Origin of the sequence: Flavobacterium sp. ZB4R12 (genome assembly GCF_048276375.1) — a bacterium.
Classification (GTDB): Bacteria; Bacteroidota; Bacteroidia; order Flavobacteriales; family Flavobacteriaceae; genus Flavobacterium; species Flavobacterium gawalongense.
In genome coordinates, this window is sequence record NZ_JBLNKS010000015.1 from 16,264 (window position 1) to 36,092 (window position 19,829).

Below are 19,829 nucleotides of genomic sequence, written 5' to 3' on the forward strand. Positions count from 1 at the left end.
CACCATGGCCATTGGGTTTATTTATTATCTGTAAAGGGTAAAATGACCTACAAATTCGCGAGCATCTTTCAAATCATTCAATTTTAAAACATACCAGTAATCTCCGGAAGGAAGTTCATTACCATTGTATTTTCCATCCCAATACTGGCCTAAACGATAGGTTGCTATTTTTCGTCCGTATCTGTCAAAAATATCAAATGTCAAGTCTTTATAATTTATTGTACATCCGGGAGCCCATCCATCCATCACTCCATCACCGTTTGGCGTAAAGTAATTTGGAACACATACATCTATGTACTCAAAATATCGGGTAGCTGAAGCCACACAACCATTTGAATCCGTAACCTCAACCGTATAATCCCCCGATTTGTAGATGATGAAAGTATTCTTCGTACCATAGGATTCACCATTAAGTGTATACTGATATCCGCCGCCGCCGCCAGTTGCTGTCGCAACAATCTCATTTAATCCCCCATCGCTCAGCACTAATGCCAGCGGATCAACTTGTAAGATATCAAAATTTGCGGTTCTTTGGATACATCCATTGGTATGTCTGACATCGATATAATGGTTGGTGCCCGGCACCACATTTGTAAATATATTACCCGCCTGATAAGGTGTACCATCCAGTGAATAATCCACATCGGTCAGATCAGTTATGCTGGCATCTACTGTTACAGTAACTGAATTACTGGCCGAATTGTTCACACAACTGTAATCTACCACGGCTATCGGATTTATTTTAACAGATTCCGGCATAGCAACAACAAATTCAACGGCACAACCGTTGGCATCCTGAATATAAACCGTATGGGTTCCTCCTGCCAATCCTGTGAAATCAAATTGTGTCTGAGTCAAAGTACCTGTTGTATAAACTCCGTTAACGTTATCTAAACTGACACCATACGGCATCGTTCCTCCAACAATATCAACACTAAATGCTCCGTCTTTATCTCCAAAACAAATTTCAGGAAGCATTGATCCTGCAATAAGCGACGGAATTATTGGATTCGGTTCACTAATAACAATACCGGTGATGTACTGATAACATCCATTTTCGTCCTGGACAATAACATCATAAAGACCCGGTTGAAGGTTTATGAAAATACCTGAATCAAAAAATTGATCCAATCTAGGAGAAATAGCATATTTAATAATACCGGTACCTCCAGAGGCAGTAACGGTTATTTGTCCGTTTCCTTGACCGAAACAAGTAACATTAATTTCAGTATGCGCTGCACTAATTGAAGTCAAAGGCTCAGTGATAACGATAGGAGAACCTGTGGTTGTAGTACAATCTCCACTGTCCACACGAACTTTATAATTTCCTGCCGGCAATTGTGTGAAAGTACCCGGGGAAGTTTGTGTAGGTACAAATGCTAACGGAAGACCTGCCCCATCCAGTAAAGTGTACACATAATTCCCTAAACCTCCCTGAGCATTGGCAACAATTACTCCTGAAACATCCCCTTTACAATTGATGACAGCATTGGTAGTATCTACATTCAAAATAAGTGTTTCCAATGGCGCTATCTCAATATCATTTGAAACAATACCAACACAACCATTAGCATCCTTAACGTAGTAATGATACGTTCCAACTGGTACCGGGAATGTTATTGAATTAGTGAAAGTGCCCAGATTTGTAGCAAAATTAGAGTCTGCACTATAAGTATAAATTCCTGTTCCACTCGTTGCACTTAATGTAAGTCTGGTTTGAGTTAAACAGGTTTGCGTTGTCGCTACCACTAAACTGGCGCTTACTTTTGTTGGTTGGGCAATAACGATAGGAGTTGAAGTAGCCGAACAGCTGTAGCCATCGGTCACGGTAATCGTGTAAGTTCCTGCACCTAAACCACCAAATACAGGCGAAGCTTGCGGACCACTGGCAGTAGCCGGAACCAACGAAGTGGTATTCAAGGTGTACCTATAATTCGATCCTTGACCACCTGAAGGTGAATTAACCGTAATCGTAGCCGTCTTATCTCCAAAACAACTCAACATCGTTGTATTTGGGCTTGCTGTTACGGTAATTGGTGTTGGAATCACCAAAGTTACATTTGTTGTAGCCACACATCCTTTACTGTCTCTTACGTTAACCGTGTAAGTACCCGCGGTTAAATTGGTAAAATTACGCTGGGCAGAATAGGCTACAGTTACCGGTCCGGTCAATTCAAACTGATAGCCTCCCGGCCATCCGCCTGTGGCTGTTGCAGCAATACTTCCGTCATTATTTCCTGAAACGCATGTGATTTGAGTATGGGTTTCGGCTATCGCCAAAGCTGCTGCAGGTTGTGTGATGGTAAAGTTTTTACTCGCGGTACAATACGGACTATTCGTTAAAGTAGCTGTTATGGTATAGATTCCGGCAGCCAAAGTACTAATCGTGATAGGTCCGGCAGTAGCACTTGTACCGGATGTAACCGAATTGCCAAGCGCATCAACTATTGTATAGCTAAACGGTCCCGCCTGATTCGGATTGGTCGCCGTAATTACCCTGTCGATGAAAGTTACATTGGCGCTGCCGTTTGTTCCTCCAAAACAAGTCACATCTGTGACACTATTGATGGTTAAGTCGAAAGTGTTCGGTTCGTTTACGTAATGAACACTTTTTACACTACAAGCTGTTGCCGGATTTGCAACCGTAATCAGGTAATTACCAATATTTAATCCTGTGAAAACTCCTGTAGTGTTAGTAACATTATAATTAGCCCCAATGACTCCAGTTGTCGCATTAGAATCAGCTACCGTATATTGTAAACTGGCAGGTGTTCCTCCGATGCTGCTTACTGACACCGTGATGTCTTCCAGATTTGTACAGGTAATCGCCCTGTCAACATTTACCGTTACTTTGTCTAAAGCGATAAATGGGACTATTGAAATTGTTGCCGGTGCAGTACCGATACAAGCTTTACTGTCATAAACGTTTACCGTATAGGTTCCTCCCAATAAATTGGCTTCAGTATATACATTGTTAGCTCCAAACTGAACTACCGCCCCGCCTTTTCTAAATTCATAATTATACACTCCTGAACCGCCAGTTACTCCCGTTACGGTAATCGTAGCGAAATTGGTCGCATTCGAACCTGCATTACAACCAAATTGTGACACCGTTGGAGCCGGAACTGTTATAATAGCCGGTTCAACTATAGTAATGGTTTGAGTTGCCACACAACCTCTGGCCGAGGTTACTGTCACTGTATAATTTCCTGCTGTTAATCCACTAAAGATATTAGATACCTGAGCCGGTCTTGTTGCAGTACCTGAAAGACTGTAGCTATAAACCGGATTATCATTCACTCCCGGAGCCGGTGTAGCCATTGTAGCGGTGATGACACCGTTGCTTCCGCCGTTACAGCTCACATCCGTTTTTGAAAGCGCAAAACCGGTGATTGGCGTTGCCGCTCCTAAATTTACCGGAATTGACTTTGTACAAGTGGTTGTAATATCCCTAACCGTTACCGTATGCGGTCCCGCTGCAATAGCAGCAAAGTTTGTCGAAGGTTGATAAGTACCGGCATCTAAACGGTACTCATAAGTACCGGATCCTCCGGTAGCGGAGAGTGTTAACGCGCCATCCCCGTCCATACAACTTGGCAAAGCGGTAATAGCTGCCTGCAATTGCAACGCCGGTAAAATGCTAATTAAACCTGATACAATTGTTGTACAACCATTTTTGTCTTTTACGGTCACATTATAGGTTCCCGGTACATTCACTGTAAAAGTTGGACTCGTTTGGAATCCTGCACCAATACTATATTCGAATGGAGCCATTCCTGTAGCTACATTTACTGTAAAAGTATAAGTTCCTGTTGCACTCGGACATTGACTTAATCCTGTAACTGTTATTCCAGAAGGAAGAGGATCTGTTGCAATAGCAATTGCTAATGGTGTTGTAATCACACAACCATTGCCATCTTTCACATACACATCCCAGGCTGTTGCTATAGCCGGATCTAAAACAGCTGAAGCAGAGCTAGAAAAAGTTCCCGCCAGATTACCGCTTATTACATACGAATAACGATATGGCGCAACTCCTCCGGAAGCAGTAACACTTACTTGGGCACCAAAATTACAATTGGCATTAACAAATGGATTAGCCACTAAAGCCAATGGTGCAGATTGCGCAACATTTATGGATGTTGTAGCAGTACATCCTGTAACCACATCAGTTACTACTATAGTTTGCGTACTTGCGGCTGTTAATCCTGAAACTGTTATCGTTGGATTTGTTTGTGGTGTACTTACAGCTCCTCCGTTGATTGAATAAGTATATGTGCCTGTAAAGTTCCCTATTGTAAACAATACTTCTCCATTAGATCCCGGATTACAGGTCACATTACTCATCAATTGACCTGAAACCGTAATATTATTTACCGGTGCTACCGTATATGATTCCTGGTAGGTACATCCGTTCGCATCGGTTACTTGGAATAAATAGGTTCCAGGTGTCAGACCGGCAAACGTAGTTGTCGTTTGCTTAGGTACTACCACTGGCGAAGGTGCTATTGTTTCATATTGCAACACTCCAACTCCAACTCCACCGGTAACTCCGGTAATTTCAACAGTACCGTTAGCTAAACAAGTAACTGGAGAAGTGGTATTAAAAGTCAAATCTGTCGGTGGGTTTAAAGGCGGGATATTAACACCATTCACTAAGGTAAATAAACATCCGTTGGCATCTTTTACCCAAACGTCAAAAGTGATTCCTGTATAAGACTGATAGGTATTTGATGACGTATAATTAGCTCCGCTATTAAAACTATAAGTATAAGGTGCTGTTCCTGAAACTCCGGTTACCGTAACCGTTGCCAGTTGTGCCGCATTTCCTGCACCGCAACTTAAAGATGTCGTCATTAACGAGGTGGCACTTAAAGCATTTGGCTGGGTAATGCTAATTGAAGTTGGTGCTGAAATACAATTTTTACTGTCTTTTACAATAGCCGTATACGTTCCTGCCGCATTCAGCCCTGTAAATACATTTGAAGGTTGGAAAATTACTCCGTTGTCTATACTGTACTGATAAGGAGCGATCCCATCTGCCGCAGTAATCACAATACTGCCATTCGAACCGCCATTACAACTTACATTAGTTTGAGCAAAAGTCAATGTTGGAGTCGTATTTGGTGTAACAATAATTTCATTAGAAATTGCCTGACAACCTTGACTGTCGGTTACTCTAAATACATAACTACCCGCTGTATTGGTTATAAAAGGAGAAATTGTCGGCGCATACCCGCCACCATTGAATGAAACTTCATAAGTTGTATAAGTTCCTGTGCCTCCGCTTGGAGTTAAAGTAATACTGGCATCAACTGCGCAGGTTAAATCTTGCGTCAAGTCTGCTTGTAATAACACTTGTGGTTTTACTTCATAAGTAGTAGCAGCTATACAACCATTACCGTCTTTGATACTTACATTGTACGTTCCAGGCGCATTGACTGTAAATGTTGGGCTCGTTCGGTAGGCTCCACCTATACTGTATGTTGGTATACCTACATAAGTTCCGGTCAACGTTATCAATAATGGCGATCCTGTAAAACATTGTAAACCTACTGGGTCAATAGTTGGAGACGGATCTATTGTAATTGTTTTATCTATTTTAAATTCACAACCGTTGGCATCTTTAACCCAAATATCCCAATTTAGTTTTAAAGGCAATGGCAAAGGATTTAATACTCCCAAATTACTAGTATTGTATGCTCCGGCTTGTGGCGCATTATCCTGGACAAACGCATATTGATAAGGGCCTGTACCACCAGTTGCAGAAACGGTAATTTGAGTACCCGTGTTACAATTGGCATTTGTTTCATTCGAAATTGTTGCCTTGAGTGGTTGTATGGGTTGTGTTATCTCAAAAGTGTAAGCTGCAGAACAAAGTGTGCCTGTTACTTCTTTTACTTTCAAAACATAATTTCCAGGAGGTAAATTAGCAATATTTCCAGATACTGGTCCGCCTAATGTACCCGTTAATACCCCATCTATTGGTGGAATAAGTGGCATTAAAGTTAAAGCATTTACGATCTCATACTTAATATCTGAAACCGAAGAATCAAAATCCCGAACTGTAAATGAGATATTACCATTTGCACTCCCATTACAAGTAACATTTGTAGTACTTATTCCGGAAATATTGATTGTCGATGGAGAGTTAGGTGTTTTGAATTCATAAATTGAAATACAATCAAAAGCATCTTTTACTTGAAAAAAATAGGTTACACCATGTAATAAACCAGTAAAAGTATAGCTATTACTTGCTATAGCGGCTGTTTCAGGTTGACCAAAAATGGAATATCTATAAGGTCCTGTACCTCCCGAAGTTGTTACTGTAATATCAACACCCGTTGCACAATTATTTGAATCTACTGTACCTGATACTACTAAATATGGAGGTGTTTCTATTCTCTTTTTAATACTTCTGTATTCACATCCTTTTGCATCAACAATTGTAATATAATAATCCCCAAAATTTAAACCTCCAAAATTATGAACTATTGTTGGCGAAGCCCCTGCTTCTGAATAAGTGGCTATTAAATTAAACGAATTGTCATATAAATTATACGTGAATGGTTCCACTCCACCAGAAATAACTGAAACATCAAAACTTCCAGGTGTATTTGCATTGCAAATTATTGGATTACTTACAATCCCAACTGTAATAGGTAACGGTCCTTTTAAAATAATTGTTCCCACTGCATCACAACCTTTATTATCTCTAACAACATAATCATAATTTCCCGCAGCTAAACCGCCAAAAATATTTGAAGAAACAAAAGTACCTGTCACTCCTGTTATACTGTATGTAAAAGGACCTTCTCCTGTTAAGGCTGTTAATTTTATAGATCCGTCTGTGTTCCCATTGCAGGTAGGGTCAACCGCCGTATAACCTGCTGTAGGTGAAACTGCCGTTGTAGTGGTAATATTTGTTTCCTTTGTACAACCATTAGCATCTGTTATTTCAAACTGATAGGTATCTGCCGTAGAAGCTGTATAGGTAAAAGTGTTCCCTGCAAATGCTGTTGCTGCACCATAAGTGCCAGTTCCTATTTTAACTTTATATGAATATGGCAATTTTCCTCCATTAGTAGTCACATCTATAGTAGCACCAGTTGGTAATGAACACGTTAAATCCTTCGTTAAAATAGCATTGGTTGTTAACGGAGGTGACACTATTGTTGGTGTTGTGCTTGAATTGATACAGCCATTCCCATCTTTTACGGTAACCGTATAACTACCTGCGGCATTTACAGTAAACACAGGACTGCTTTGGTAAGAAACACCTCCATTTATACTATAACTTAATGGAGAAATTCCTGTCCCTGTTGCAGTAAAAGTAAAGCCCGTTGAAACAAAACATTGATTTGAAGCTAAAGCTGGTGTACTAACCGTTGGTAAAGCATCACTAATCACGGTTACTGTGGCAGTTGCAATACAGCCATTAGCATCTTTCACATACACATCCCATGATAGGTTTGCTCCTGAATTGGTATCAACAGTTATTATATTACTGTTACCATAAGTTGTCGGAGCGGCAGCACCCGCAATCACAGCCGCATAGGTATAATTTAGCGTTCCTCCTGAAGCAGTTACCGTAATTTGTGAATTATCATTGTTACAATTCACATTTGTGGCAGTGGCGGTAAATGTTAATGTAGCTGTAGGTTCTGTGATTGTTACCGAAGCGTTTTTGACACAACCTGTCGCATTATCTTTAACTTGTACAGTATACGTACCCGCAACCAAATTAGTTAAGGTAATAACATCTCCTGATTGACCTTGCGTGTATGGTAATGCAGCAGGAACCGTTGTTACTGTAATAGTATAATTTCCTGTAGAACTAAATCCCGAAACCACATAAGTAGCAGCTCCTGTACTTCCTCCTTTACACAATACATCGCTGGTTACATTGCCTGAAATGGCAATTGGCGTAACTGACAGTACATTGTGGGATTGGGTATAATAACAACCGTTGGCATCGGTTACTTTGAAAATGTAAGTACCGGGTAATAATCCTGTAAAAACACCTGTAGTATTTGAAGTTGCAGAAGCTAGAGGAAAAGTAATTTCATAAATTAATGTTCCCACACCCGTTCCGGCTGTTGGTACAACTGTGACTGTACTTGTTGTTACAATACAGGTAACCGCAGTGGTGCCAATGGTACCGGCAACAGGCGGGTTTAATTTTAATAGTGTAACGGAGCCTCCTGTTGTACAACCGTTAGCATCCCTAACAGAATACGGAATCGTTTGATCTGTTCCGTTATCATTTATGGTTAAGGTACTGGTATTTGTATACCCTCCACCGTTAAAACTGTACTGATATGGAGCTGTTCCTGTGGTAGGGACTACAATTGTTATTGTCGCTGATTGTTTGGTATTGGTAGCACTACAACTAAATGCAGTTGCAGTTGCTGAAGCTATCAAAGCTGTAGGCTGTGTTAAAGTAACCGTTTTGGTTATAAAACATTCTTTACTGTCTTTGATGTAAAAAGTATAGGTTCCGTCCCCTAATCCTGAGAATAACGAACTCGAAACATACGTAATTCCATCGGTGCTGTAAGTGTAAGGTCCAACTCCACCTGATGGTATTATTTGTACAGATCCATCTGAAACTCCATTACAGGTAGGATTTACAGAATTCAGTGTTGCCGTTACAGGTACTAGAGGATTTATCGTTGCTGTTGCCGTAGTACTACATCCTTTTGCATCTTGTATCTGAAATTGATAGGTGCTTGCAACAGCAGTGGTATAAGTAAAAGTAGTCGCTGTTGGTTGCGCTATTGTCCCGGGACCTGTTCCAGAAAGTACCGTTACCACAAACGGCGCATTTCCGCCTGTGATTGTCCCTGTGATTACTGCATTTGGACTGGCGGTACAATCTAATGTTTTGATATTGGTGATCGCCGCTGTCAATTGAGGCGCAATAGTAATATTACTTATGGTCGCAGTACAACCAAAACTATCTGTTACCACAATACTATGCGTTCCCGACCCCACATTATTGAACGTATTGGTGTTTTGAGCCGGAGCTCCATCTAAACTATACACATAAGGCGAAGTCCCTCCTGAGGCATTTACTACTAATGAAGCTTGGTTCACGCTATCAAAACAGATATCTGAACTTGGATCCAGCGTTGCTGTTACTGTTGGCGGAGTTACTACTGTCAAAACCGTCGTGTCATCGGTACAATTGTTGGCATCATAGCCCCGAACAATATACGTTCCCGGCGCAACATTAGTAAATATTCCGGTATTTTGAGACGGTCTGACATTGGTCGTTCCTACTGCATCCCATAATTCATATCGGTATGCTGTAGTTCCTCCAGTTGAACTGGCAGTAATGGTGGCTCCGGTAGTACAAGTTGCCAAACTAGTTACACCAGCGGTAGTCACCAATGGTGCTGGTGCTGTTAGAATTTGGGTAAATGATTGTACACAGGTTCCAGTCGATGTAACATCATAGCGTACTTTTACATTATAGGTTCCATTGGTTAATCCTGTAATCGTATAAGGAGATGTCATTTGGGTAACCCAATTCACGCCATTATCAACAGAATATTGAAAGCCTTTTGTAGCTTTAAAATATTGAGCTGCTATAGTAATTGTTCCGTCTGCAACTCCAGAACAACTTATAGATTTGAAGCCAGTAATCGCAGCGGTAAACGCATTTCCTGATGCCACCACAAAAGAAAAATCACTTTGAGGCATACAGGATAAGGCAGTACTTGTCGAAGTATATTTAACTGAAATCGTATGATTCCCCGAAGTTACCCCAACAAAAATATTTGAAGGGACATTCGTATTGGGTACTCCATCTAAAAGATATTGATAACTATAATTTGCATTTGGAATAGTTGTAACCGTTACGGTACTCGTTGCAGTACCGTCACAATTAAAGACAGGATCAGTATACGCAATAGTAGGTTCAACCGGTACGGGGTCAATGACAATATTTGACATGGCATAAATACAGCCATTGGCATCTCTAATGTATACCGTGTAGGTTCCCGGTGCTTTATAAACATCGTTAACTGTTGTCCATGTCGCCTGATTGTCAAAGCTATATTCATAAGGGACTGTTCCCCCTTGCGGATTGGTAATACGGATTTTACCTTCTCCGGAAGGGCCACAACCCGCCAGTTCAGACACTCCGGCAGAGGCCGTTAAAGCAGTCGTTGGTTGTGTTATGGTGATTGTTTGAGCCGTAGTGAAACAATCGGTACCAGCCAGTGCGTATTTAACAATCGCATTGTATGTGCCGGCACTAAGGTTTGAAAAAGTCGGATTGGCTAAATAAGAAGCTCCATTATTAATACTATAGGCCAGAGTATAGCCATTGGCATTGGTAACATTAAAATTAATGGCACCGCTGGTATCATTATAGCATTTAACATTGGTTTGACTAACCGTATAAACTGGTGGAGGCGTTGCAGCAACGGTTATTGTGGTGGTTGCGCTACAACCTTTACTGTCTTCAACAATTATGGTATATATTCCCCCTGAAGGAAGTGGATTCGTAACTGTAATTTGTGGAGTGGATTGAAAATTACTCGTGCCATTGATATAATAAGTATATGGCGGGATACCTCCGACAGGATATACTGTAATTTCCCCGTCAGCACAGGTCAATGGTTTGGTAAGAGCCGAAGTGGCCGTAAGCAGCGGAGGATTTATTATTTCAATATCTTCGGAATAATCACAACCATCATTGGTCCAAACTCTCGCGGTATAAATTCCGGGAGTTAAACCCGAAAACTCATAATCACTGGTCATTATAGGGCCTACACTGTTAACCAATGTTGCCCCTTGATAAATACTAAAATAATATTGCGGACGCACATCATTGGCCGCCAATTTTATCGCTCCTTTTCCTCCGTTACAAAGCGGTTGGCTAACAAATTTTGAAACCGTAAAATCTCTTTTTCGGATAAGAATATTCGGTACCGTAAAAATACATGGATTGGTAGCTACCCCTACTTGTCTAATATATACCGTATAGGAATTGGGCGTAGTAATAGAAAACACGTTCGAGGTTTGGTATGGTCCGGCAACATTCAAACTATATTCATATCCACCCGGAACTCCTCCAACTGTAATTTCACCCAAGGTATTACAGATGATATCCCGGGAAGTAACCGTTGGATTTAAAACGTTTTGATATACATTGAAATAAAAAACACTGTAACAGCCTCCAACATAATTTATGGTAACCCTAAATTGTCCCGCAGTATTTGCCGTGTAGTTGGGGCCTGTACCGACCTGATTCCAGGTACATGCTGAATTTTCATTCGCACAATTAGCAACGGTAACTGCCGCACAACTGCTTTCATTTAATTTTTGCCATACAATTGATGCCGCATCACTGATTCCTGTATTAATCAATCGGGTAGCATTGGCACCACACAGGAAAATATTAGGCAAGACCTTTCCGTTGTTCGGACAAATAGGCAATAAATCTGCAAAAGGGATAACCGGGTTCGTAATTGTATTTCCATAAGGAACAACGGTAATCTCTTCATCAATAGACAAACAGGTACCCGAAGCGGTATTACGCACATAATAAACCCCTGTTTGAGTGGCCGTATAGGTTTGAGCGGTTCCAATAACCGGTGTTCCTGTTGGACTTGTTGACCAAGAATAGCTGGCATATCCATCTGAGGCGGATAGTACCACACTGACCCCGCACAAGACTTCGGTTCTCTGAAAGGTACAATTGGTAATTCCTACTAAAAAATTAGTAGGCTGTGCTGTTCCAAAATTACAAATGGTAGTAGAAAAACTAGCATCATCCGTAATTTGATTGGTATTTACTATCCCTCTATACGTTGCAAAAGCCTGATTCTTAATTTCATTCGAACAGGCATTACTCAATTCATTACAAGTGGGAACCACCTGTACTTTTATTCGTATGGTATATTGAGGGTCATTAATTTCTACGGAAGTATTGGGAATCGAAAAAATAATTGTCCTCGTTAACGGATTGTATGGTTGTACCGTTGCCCCGCCTGAATTGGTTAAATCGATATCCCCAGGATAATTAAAAATAATATTTTCCGGAAGTATGTCTTTTATCGTAAAATTAGCCACATTGTCATTCCCAATATTTTGATAATTAATTTCATAATACAAATTTTGCCCTAAAGTAACATTAGCGTTACTGGCATCATTCCCGGAAGCATCTTCCACTGTTTTAGTGAGGGCAATATCAGGGGCAATAACATCTACGGCAAAAGCATTAAAAAAACTAAAAACGGGATCAGCCTGACCTTTAGCTACCTGCACGGTAATTGTCGCAGAAGTGGCATTATGGTTAATAACCGATTTTTCAGCACTTAAAACACTTTCTATACCCGTATCATACCCTAAAGTATTGCTACTGCTGGGGACTCTATCCGTAAAATAACCATTTGCGTCAGTTATAGCACTATTAAAAAATTTATTGGAAGCCCTTTGAGGTGCATTAACGATGGCTTTACCATTGATTTCCGTTTTACTTCCAATCTCTCCTTTATCTCCTTCCAAACTCGCAAAAGCATATTGTATGTCTATAACTCCGGAAGGCGGTGTTCTAAAACCTGAAATAGGAATAGATAAAGTTTTATCATCATAAATACTGCTGAATCCATCAAATGTGGTGATTGATTTAGTGGTTGCCTTAGCATCCTCATAGACCACAAAAAGTGTCCATCCGGCCGATAAACCTGTCGATGAATTAGATCCTAAACTCGAAGTGACATTAGCTACCGTGAAGGTCCCTTGGGGGTTGGCTAAACCGGATACTAAAGTGGTCACATCAGCATAACAAGCGTAAGGGGTATTTGTAGGCTCATTTTTCCCTGCTGCAATGGGAGCAACTACTGCATCATAAATAAGTTCGCCTGTAATATCCTTATAGGTTGTATTTCCGGGCAATTTCAATTTTATTTTATTGATATCGGTTCTACTTTGTGGCACCTGAAGTATGGCTCCCCAATACAATCCCGCATAGGCAATTTTAAAACAGGTTGTAGTAGCGGGCATTTTTAGATTTGCACTACTTGAACTGAAGGTAGTAGCATCAGAATCAATATCAATATATTGCATATTTGTACTCTGGTTGACACTATTGTCATTGAGAGCATTGTTATTCTTACCCAGAATATTGTTCCCAATTAATAACATATTTCCTTTTAACTCTTTATTATACCTAATGGTAAACGGTTTGTAGTTTTGGGCATTGGATGTCAAACACACGAATGCGGTTATAAAAACCAAAAAAGTTTTAAGAATGGGACTTACGAACATAGTCTCCTTTAGTTTGCTATTACCTTTGGTGAATTTCAATCTAAAGAAAACTTCAAACCAATTAAAAATAGGAATGCTATTAACTAAAAATGTTATAACAATTAGTAGGTAGATTTTTAATTTCATTGGGTAAAATTATTGTTCCAAGCAATATTGCCTGAAGGTTTTTTTATTGATTTAAATCAACCCCCAGGGGCATGAGGGTTAATTTAAAATTGTACAAAACTGGATTTATTTTTTAAAAAAAATTAATCATTACTGTCTTTTTCATAACTGATTTTATTCATTAATTTTCTATTTTAACTATAGACAACTTACCATTGTAAGGCTTATTTCCTTTTGATTTTAACGCTTTTTTCGCATCTTCTATAGTATCAAATTTATCATAGTAAATGAAATATTTACTTGTGTTAACATCGTAGAAGAAATCTATATTTGATTGGCCTGCAGCAACCGATCTTGTTAAAAAACCATCTCTTTTAGCAACATCATTATGCACAGCAACTATTAAATAATACCCACTCTCCACATTTTTAATATTTTTTAAGATTTGCATATTAGACTGCTCATCACCATAATCAAAATCCTCCGCTTTTAAAGGAACTGCACTAAAAGGGGTCTTCTCTCTTATTCGGTTTAATGTCGCTTTATCCTGCAAATACCTACCTTGATCATTCTCAAAAGCAGCACGTTTTATTCTTCGTTTTTTCTCAATCTCAGTATCCGCTTTAATTTTTTCTAATGAAGAAATTAAAATCAAATTTGACTGTTCCGTTTTTAATTGTTCCGCTTTTAACGTTTCTACTGTTTTTAGATAGTATTGACTACTTGCGTCGTTTTTATCAGATCTTTTTTTGAGTCTTTCTTTGTATAAATTATCTAATTCAATAATCTTTTCACTCTGACTTCTATTAAGTCCTGCTAGTTCTGATTTTAAAGATTCCAATGCACTGTTTTCTGCAGAAACACTTTTGAAAGCCTTAGGCTCTTTGAAAATACCTTTTTCACTTAAATCATTTTCTTCTTTTAAATCTTTAAGGTCTCTTTCTTTATTCGCAACCATTACATTGAATTTTGTCAATAATTGTTGTTGGATATTTTTAGAATCTCCTACCAATTTGGCCAAATTATCCATCGATTTAGCATTATCATCCTTAGGTATGTCGGCTAATCTCGCTTGGGAGAGAGCATCGGCTTTGGTTTTGGCATCCGCAGCTAATTTCTCTTGGGTAAGAGCATCTGCTTTAACTTTAGCATCAGTAACTAATTTCTCTTGGGCAAGAGCATCCGCTTTGGCTTTCGTTTCAGCAGCCAATTTCGCTTGGGCAAGAACATCCGCTTGGGCTTTGGCATCCGCAGCTAATCTCGCTTGGGCGAGAGCATCCACTTTGGCTTTAGCGTCCGCAGCGAATTTCGCTTGAGCAAGGGAATCGGCTTTAGTTTTAGCATCCGCAGCTAATTTTGACTGAGCAAGAGCATCCGCTTTAACTTTAGCATCTGCAGCCAATTTCGCTTGGGCAAGGGAATCCGCTTGGGCTTTGGCATCCACAGCTAATCTCGCTTGGGCGAGAGCATCCGCTTTGGCTTTAGCGTCCGCAGCGAATTTCGCTTGGGCAAGAACATCCGCTTTAACTTTAGCATCTGCGGCTAATTTCGCTTGAGCAAGAACATCCGCTTTAACTTTAGCATCTGCATCTAATTTCGCTTGGGCAAGGGAATCAGCTTTGGCTTTAGTATCTGCGGCTAATTTCGCCTGAGCAAGAGCATCCGCTTTAACTTTAGCATCCGCAGCCAATTTCGCTTGGGCAAGAGCATCCGCTTTGGCTTTGGCATCTGCGGCTAATTTCGCTTGAGCAAAGGAATCGGCTTTAGTTTTAGCATCCGCAGCTAATTTTGACTGAGCAAGAGCATCCGCTTTAACTTTAGCATCCGCAGCCAATTTCGCTTGGGCAAGAGCATCAGCTTTGGCTTTAGCGTCCGCAGCTAATTTCGCTTGAGCAAGGGAATCGGCTTTAGTTTTAGCATCCGCAGCTAGTTTTGCCTGAGCAAGAGCATTGGCTTTAGTTTTAGCATCCGCAACTAATTTCGCTTGAGCGAGAGTATCCGCTTTGGCTTTTGCATCTGCGGCTAATTTCGCCTGGGCAAGAGCATCCGCTTTAACTTTAGCATCCGCAGCTAATTTTGACTGAGCAAGAGCATCCGCTTTGGCTTTAGCATCCGCAACTAGTTTCGCTTGAGTGAGAGCATCGGCTTTAATTTTAGCATCAGCAGCCAATTTCGCCTGGGCAAGAGTATTGGATTTGGGTTTAACTTCAGTAGCAGATTTTGCTTGAGCGGCAGCATCGGCTTTGGCTTTAGTGTCTGCAACTAATTTAGCTTGAGTAAGAGCTTCGGATTTGGCAGTGGTTGCTAGTTTTGTTTTGGCAGCAGCATCGGCATCCAACTTGGCTTTGATATCAGCGGCTAGTTTAGCTTTGGCATCTGCGATTTCTTTCAGTTTAAACAATCGTATTTCTTCTTTTTCAGCGACCAAAGCAAGTTTAAGCTCCTTCAATCTTTGAGCGTCAACAGGAGATAAAATCGCGGATTCTTTTGGTTTTACAGGAACTGATTTTCTTGTTTCTGCAGCAGGAACAATAGATCCTTCTTCCTCATCATCTCCATAATAGTAATTATTACTTTTAAATTTATAAGCAAAAACAATTTCATGCGAAGATCCAAAATTTGATAGACTACCCATCCCCTTTTCAAAATTATACTCAAGAGAAATTTTTGGAGTTATATTCAAACCTATTCCTCCGGAAATCCCATATACAGTATTATAGCCTGCTTGGGTCCAAATCCCTTTAGGAATAGCAAACATCATTAATCCTGAGATAACCGTTTTATCTTTTTTAAACGCCGTCTTAACTAAAGCAGAAAATTTACTTTTATCAAAAAAACCGTAGGTGTCTAAATATCCTGTATGCATGATGTGGGCTTCAATACTTTTTTCAGGATCGTCTTCAACTGTTTTAGACGTTTTAAGATTATATAGAATCAGATTATTTACTGATAGGCCAAAATCAAGAAATGCTGTCCCGTAGTTTATCCCTGGATTTACAGTAATTAAGGCATTTGAAGGTATGTTTTCTAATGATGGATCCGGATAATTTGTAACAACCTTAGTTTTATTTAAACCACTTTTATAAAATCCTACATTCATACCAAAAGTTAGATTACTATCTTCTTCTAGTACAACATTATGAGCAAAATTTGCAACAGCACCAAAAGTGGTTAAAACACCATAATTTTGTTGAAACAATCCAACAGCAATTCCTTCATTTTCTCTAAATCTTCCGGAATAACTGAATAAATAGGTCTGTGGGGCATCATCAAATTGGATCCATTGTCTTTTATTATAAAAACTGACAATGGTACTCTGTTCTCTAACAAAACTAAAAGTAGGATTTATGAGGAATTTATTAAACTTTAAAGAATTTCGAACCGGGAGCGTAAATGAAACAACTCCATCCTCTTGGGAATAAAGCATCTGTTGGATACAGAAAAAAAAGACGATAACTAAAAAAATGTTTTTCATACTATTCCACTATAGTTATCGATCCCTTTTTAACTTTATGGTCTTGAGTCGTGATGATGTAATAATAAACTGGATTTACATTTTTGAAATCTATTCCGTTTTCTGGCCAATTATTTTGATAATCATTTGTTTTGAGTACTACTTCACCTAAAGAACTGATTAATAACACCTCTGTATTTGTCCCGCTTACATATTCTTGCGGTATAATCCAAGTATCATTTATACCGTCTCCGTTAGGGCTTATTAAATTTGGTATGTTTGCAACATCTGGAAATGGATTAGAATCAACTGCTGTGTTTACTACGAAAGGAAATTCGTTTGACACAACACATCCTGTAGTTTGAGTAATTACTACTTTATAACTTCCTTTGGTCGTTACCCCATAAGTACTTCCTGTGGAACCCGGAATAATAGAATCATTTAAATACCATTTGTATTCAGGATTGGAAGCCGTTGTTGTGACCGTTACTGCCAAAGTTTCATCTGGCGAAATCGTATTTGTATCTGGAACATTGATACTGCTTGTGAATTGATAATTTTGTAAATTGATAGAAGCATTAGCCACACAGGTTCCAAAATTAACAGCTACAGCATACTGTCCTTTTTGATTGGTTATATAGGTTTGACCTGTTGCTCCGGATATAGCTACATTATCCTTATACCATTGGTAGCTATTGCCTGCTACTGTACTTAATGTTGTTGAATTTGCACTCGAACAAAAAGGATTTCCAAGACTGGAAGTTATGGTGGTAACAGCTCCTGAAGTAGCTTCGCTTACGGTTACTCTGTTGGAGTAGGAATCTGAAGTACAGGAGCCATAATTAGTTTCAACATAATATTTCCCTGACTGATTCACGGTTAAACTTTGCCCTGTAGCTATAGGAGTTAAACTTGGTTCCTTAAACCAATTATAAGTTAATGAAGGGTATTTTAGTGGGGAATCATTAGATCCTGTACCGGGATTGTCTATTGTTAAAACATAACTGCCGCCGGAGCAATAAGTGGCGGTCGAAACAAAATTGTTAATGGAAAACGGAGCATCCTGAGCCTTATAATAGGCCGAAAAACTAATAGAATTAGGACTTGTAGCCGCTGGACTTGTACTTTTTATTCTTAGTTTATATTTTTCTCCGGCAGTTGTCGTTGGTACCGAAAAAGTTAAAGTTGCCGGAGAAACAGTAACAGTACCCGCACCAGAAGTAAAAACAACCGTAGGACTGGTAAAACCTCCGTTGGGATCTGAAAGTTCTACTACAAATTGATTTGTAGAACTCAAACCCGAAACTGGTGCAAAAGAAAAGGTTACATTAAAGGTATTAAAAGAAGGATTGGCACAAATTTGACTAAAAGGTAAAGTAGGCGTGCCAATAACTATTTGAGCATTTATACTATTAGTTAAAGGAAAAATAAAAAATAAAAAATAAAAAGAATATTTATTTACAATAGTAGTCATTGTGCATTCAATCTTTATTTTATCCAATTCATGAACATAATTTATAACACTGTTACATTGTATTTTTTACGTCTGAAATGAAAATCCTCCGAAAAAATAGTTCTTTTAATGATCGTTTGATGCCGTGATTTTAGCAATTCGTAATCTAAAGTCAGGCTTTTTTTCATTAAAGAGGTCAATAAATGTTTCCTTATTATCACTTTGAGAATACACATTAGAGAATGCACTATTGCCATACCAATTCTCTAAATCTTCATTATCCGAATTATATTCTGTAAAAATATTCCCTTTACAAAAATTGAAATACATCTCTTCAAATTTTATTTTTTTTAGATTTTCTCCGTTAATTTCAATTTTATTATTCAATAATACTGCGGGGTTAAAACCAGAAATTACACTTCTTTTAAGGTCAATAGAAGCATTTTCAGAAACATATACAGCTTCTTTAACTAAACCTGATTGAATATCGGCACTTATGTTTTCGCTATTATTAATCAATGTTAAATTTGTTGCAATAACTGATGTTTGCTTTTTAGCAAAATCAACTTCTTCTTTTTTATCATAAGAAGCAACATCTATACATCGTGAACCTAAACTACTTGTTAAATAAGAAGATCGAATTGCTAAGGAATTATCTATTCGACATTGTGTTCCAAAATTAAATTTATAATCATCACTACTTGACTTTAAAGAAACCATCTTATTTAAATTAAGTTCTCCACCAAATATTTCAAAAGAATCACCCGCAGAATAACTTACCATTATGTTCTCTAATATCGTTTTGTTCCCTACACCGGCTAACAATAATGCATTAAAATTACCTACTCCCTTAATTTTTTTTCCGGCAAATTCTATCCTTACAAATTTTAAAACACCTGAATTACTATTTACATTGTTACCTCCATAAGACGTTAAAGAAGTATCCAGATCAAAATTCACGGATGAAGCATTTCCAAATTTATTTGTAGGTGCATCTCCCAGTATAATTATTCCTCCCCAATCTCCCGCTTTTCTAGTGCTTCTGTTAGAAGTAAAAACGATTGGATCAGTCTCTAAACCTTCGGCAATTATAATGGCACCTTTAGTAATTATAAGAGAAGCGCCAGATTCATAATCCCCTATTATCACAGTTCCGGGTTCAATGGTAAGAGTTGCATTATTTGTTACGAAAACACTCCCTTGCAACATGTAAATGTTTTTCTTGTATAATTTTGTATTTACAGCAATATTACCCGCCAATATTTGATTTGCTTCACCATAATCAACTTTGTAAGGTTTAAATTCTGTCCAGTTATTTAACCAGTTATTAGAACCCGTTATTCCTTTTTCTTGCTGTGCACTTACCCCACAAACTACTAAAAGGAGCATCCATATAATTTGAGTAAAGTTTTTCATGGTTAAAAAGATATAAAATATTAATACTTGGGAACTATTTGAGTTAATAAAATTAAAAAAACTCATTACGAATTTTCTGAACTGCTTCAGAATACATCGATAACGAGTTTAAAAAAA

Annotated in this window: 4 protein-coding genes; all 4 read right to left on the reverse strand. The window is 38.8% G+C overall.

All coding sequences use genetic code 11. The features are described from left to right. Positions 1–24 precede the first annotated feature (24 nt). Positions 25–13,410, reverse strand: coding sequence for a T9SS type B sorting domain-containing protein (locus tag ACNO7W_RS11925; RefSeq protein WP_417938310.1), 13,386 nt, complete (start codon positions 13,408–13,410; stop codon positions 25–27). A 160-nt stretch (positions 13,411–13,570) separates the two neighbouring features. Beyond that, a complete protein-coding gene (locus tag ACNO7W_RS11930; protein WP_417938311.1) occupies positions 13,571–16,864 on the reverse strand; it encodes a PorP/SprF family type IX secretion system membrane protein in 3,294 nt (1,097 codons plus the stop codon). 1 nt (position 16,865) lies between these two features. Continuing rightward, entirely contained in the window at positions 16,866–18,317 is a 1,452-nt protein-coding gene (locus tag ACNO7W_RS11935) for a gliding motility-associated C-terminal domain-containing protein (RefSeq protein ID WP_417938312.1), read from the reverse strand. A 105-nt stretch (positions 18,318–18,422) separates the two neighbouring features. Further along, the gene (locus ACNO7W_RS11940; RefSeq protein ID WP_143387261.1) at positions 18,423–19,712 is read right to left on the reverse strand and encodes a hypothetical protein; all 1,290 of its coding nucleotides are present in this window, start codon (positions 19,710–19,712) and stop codon (positions 18,423–18,425) included. Positions 19,713–19,829: the final 117 nt, after the last annotated feature.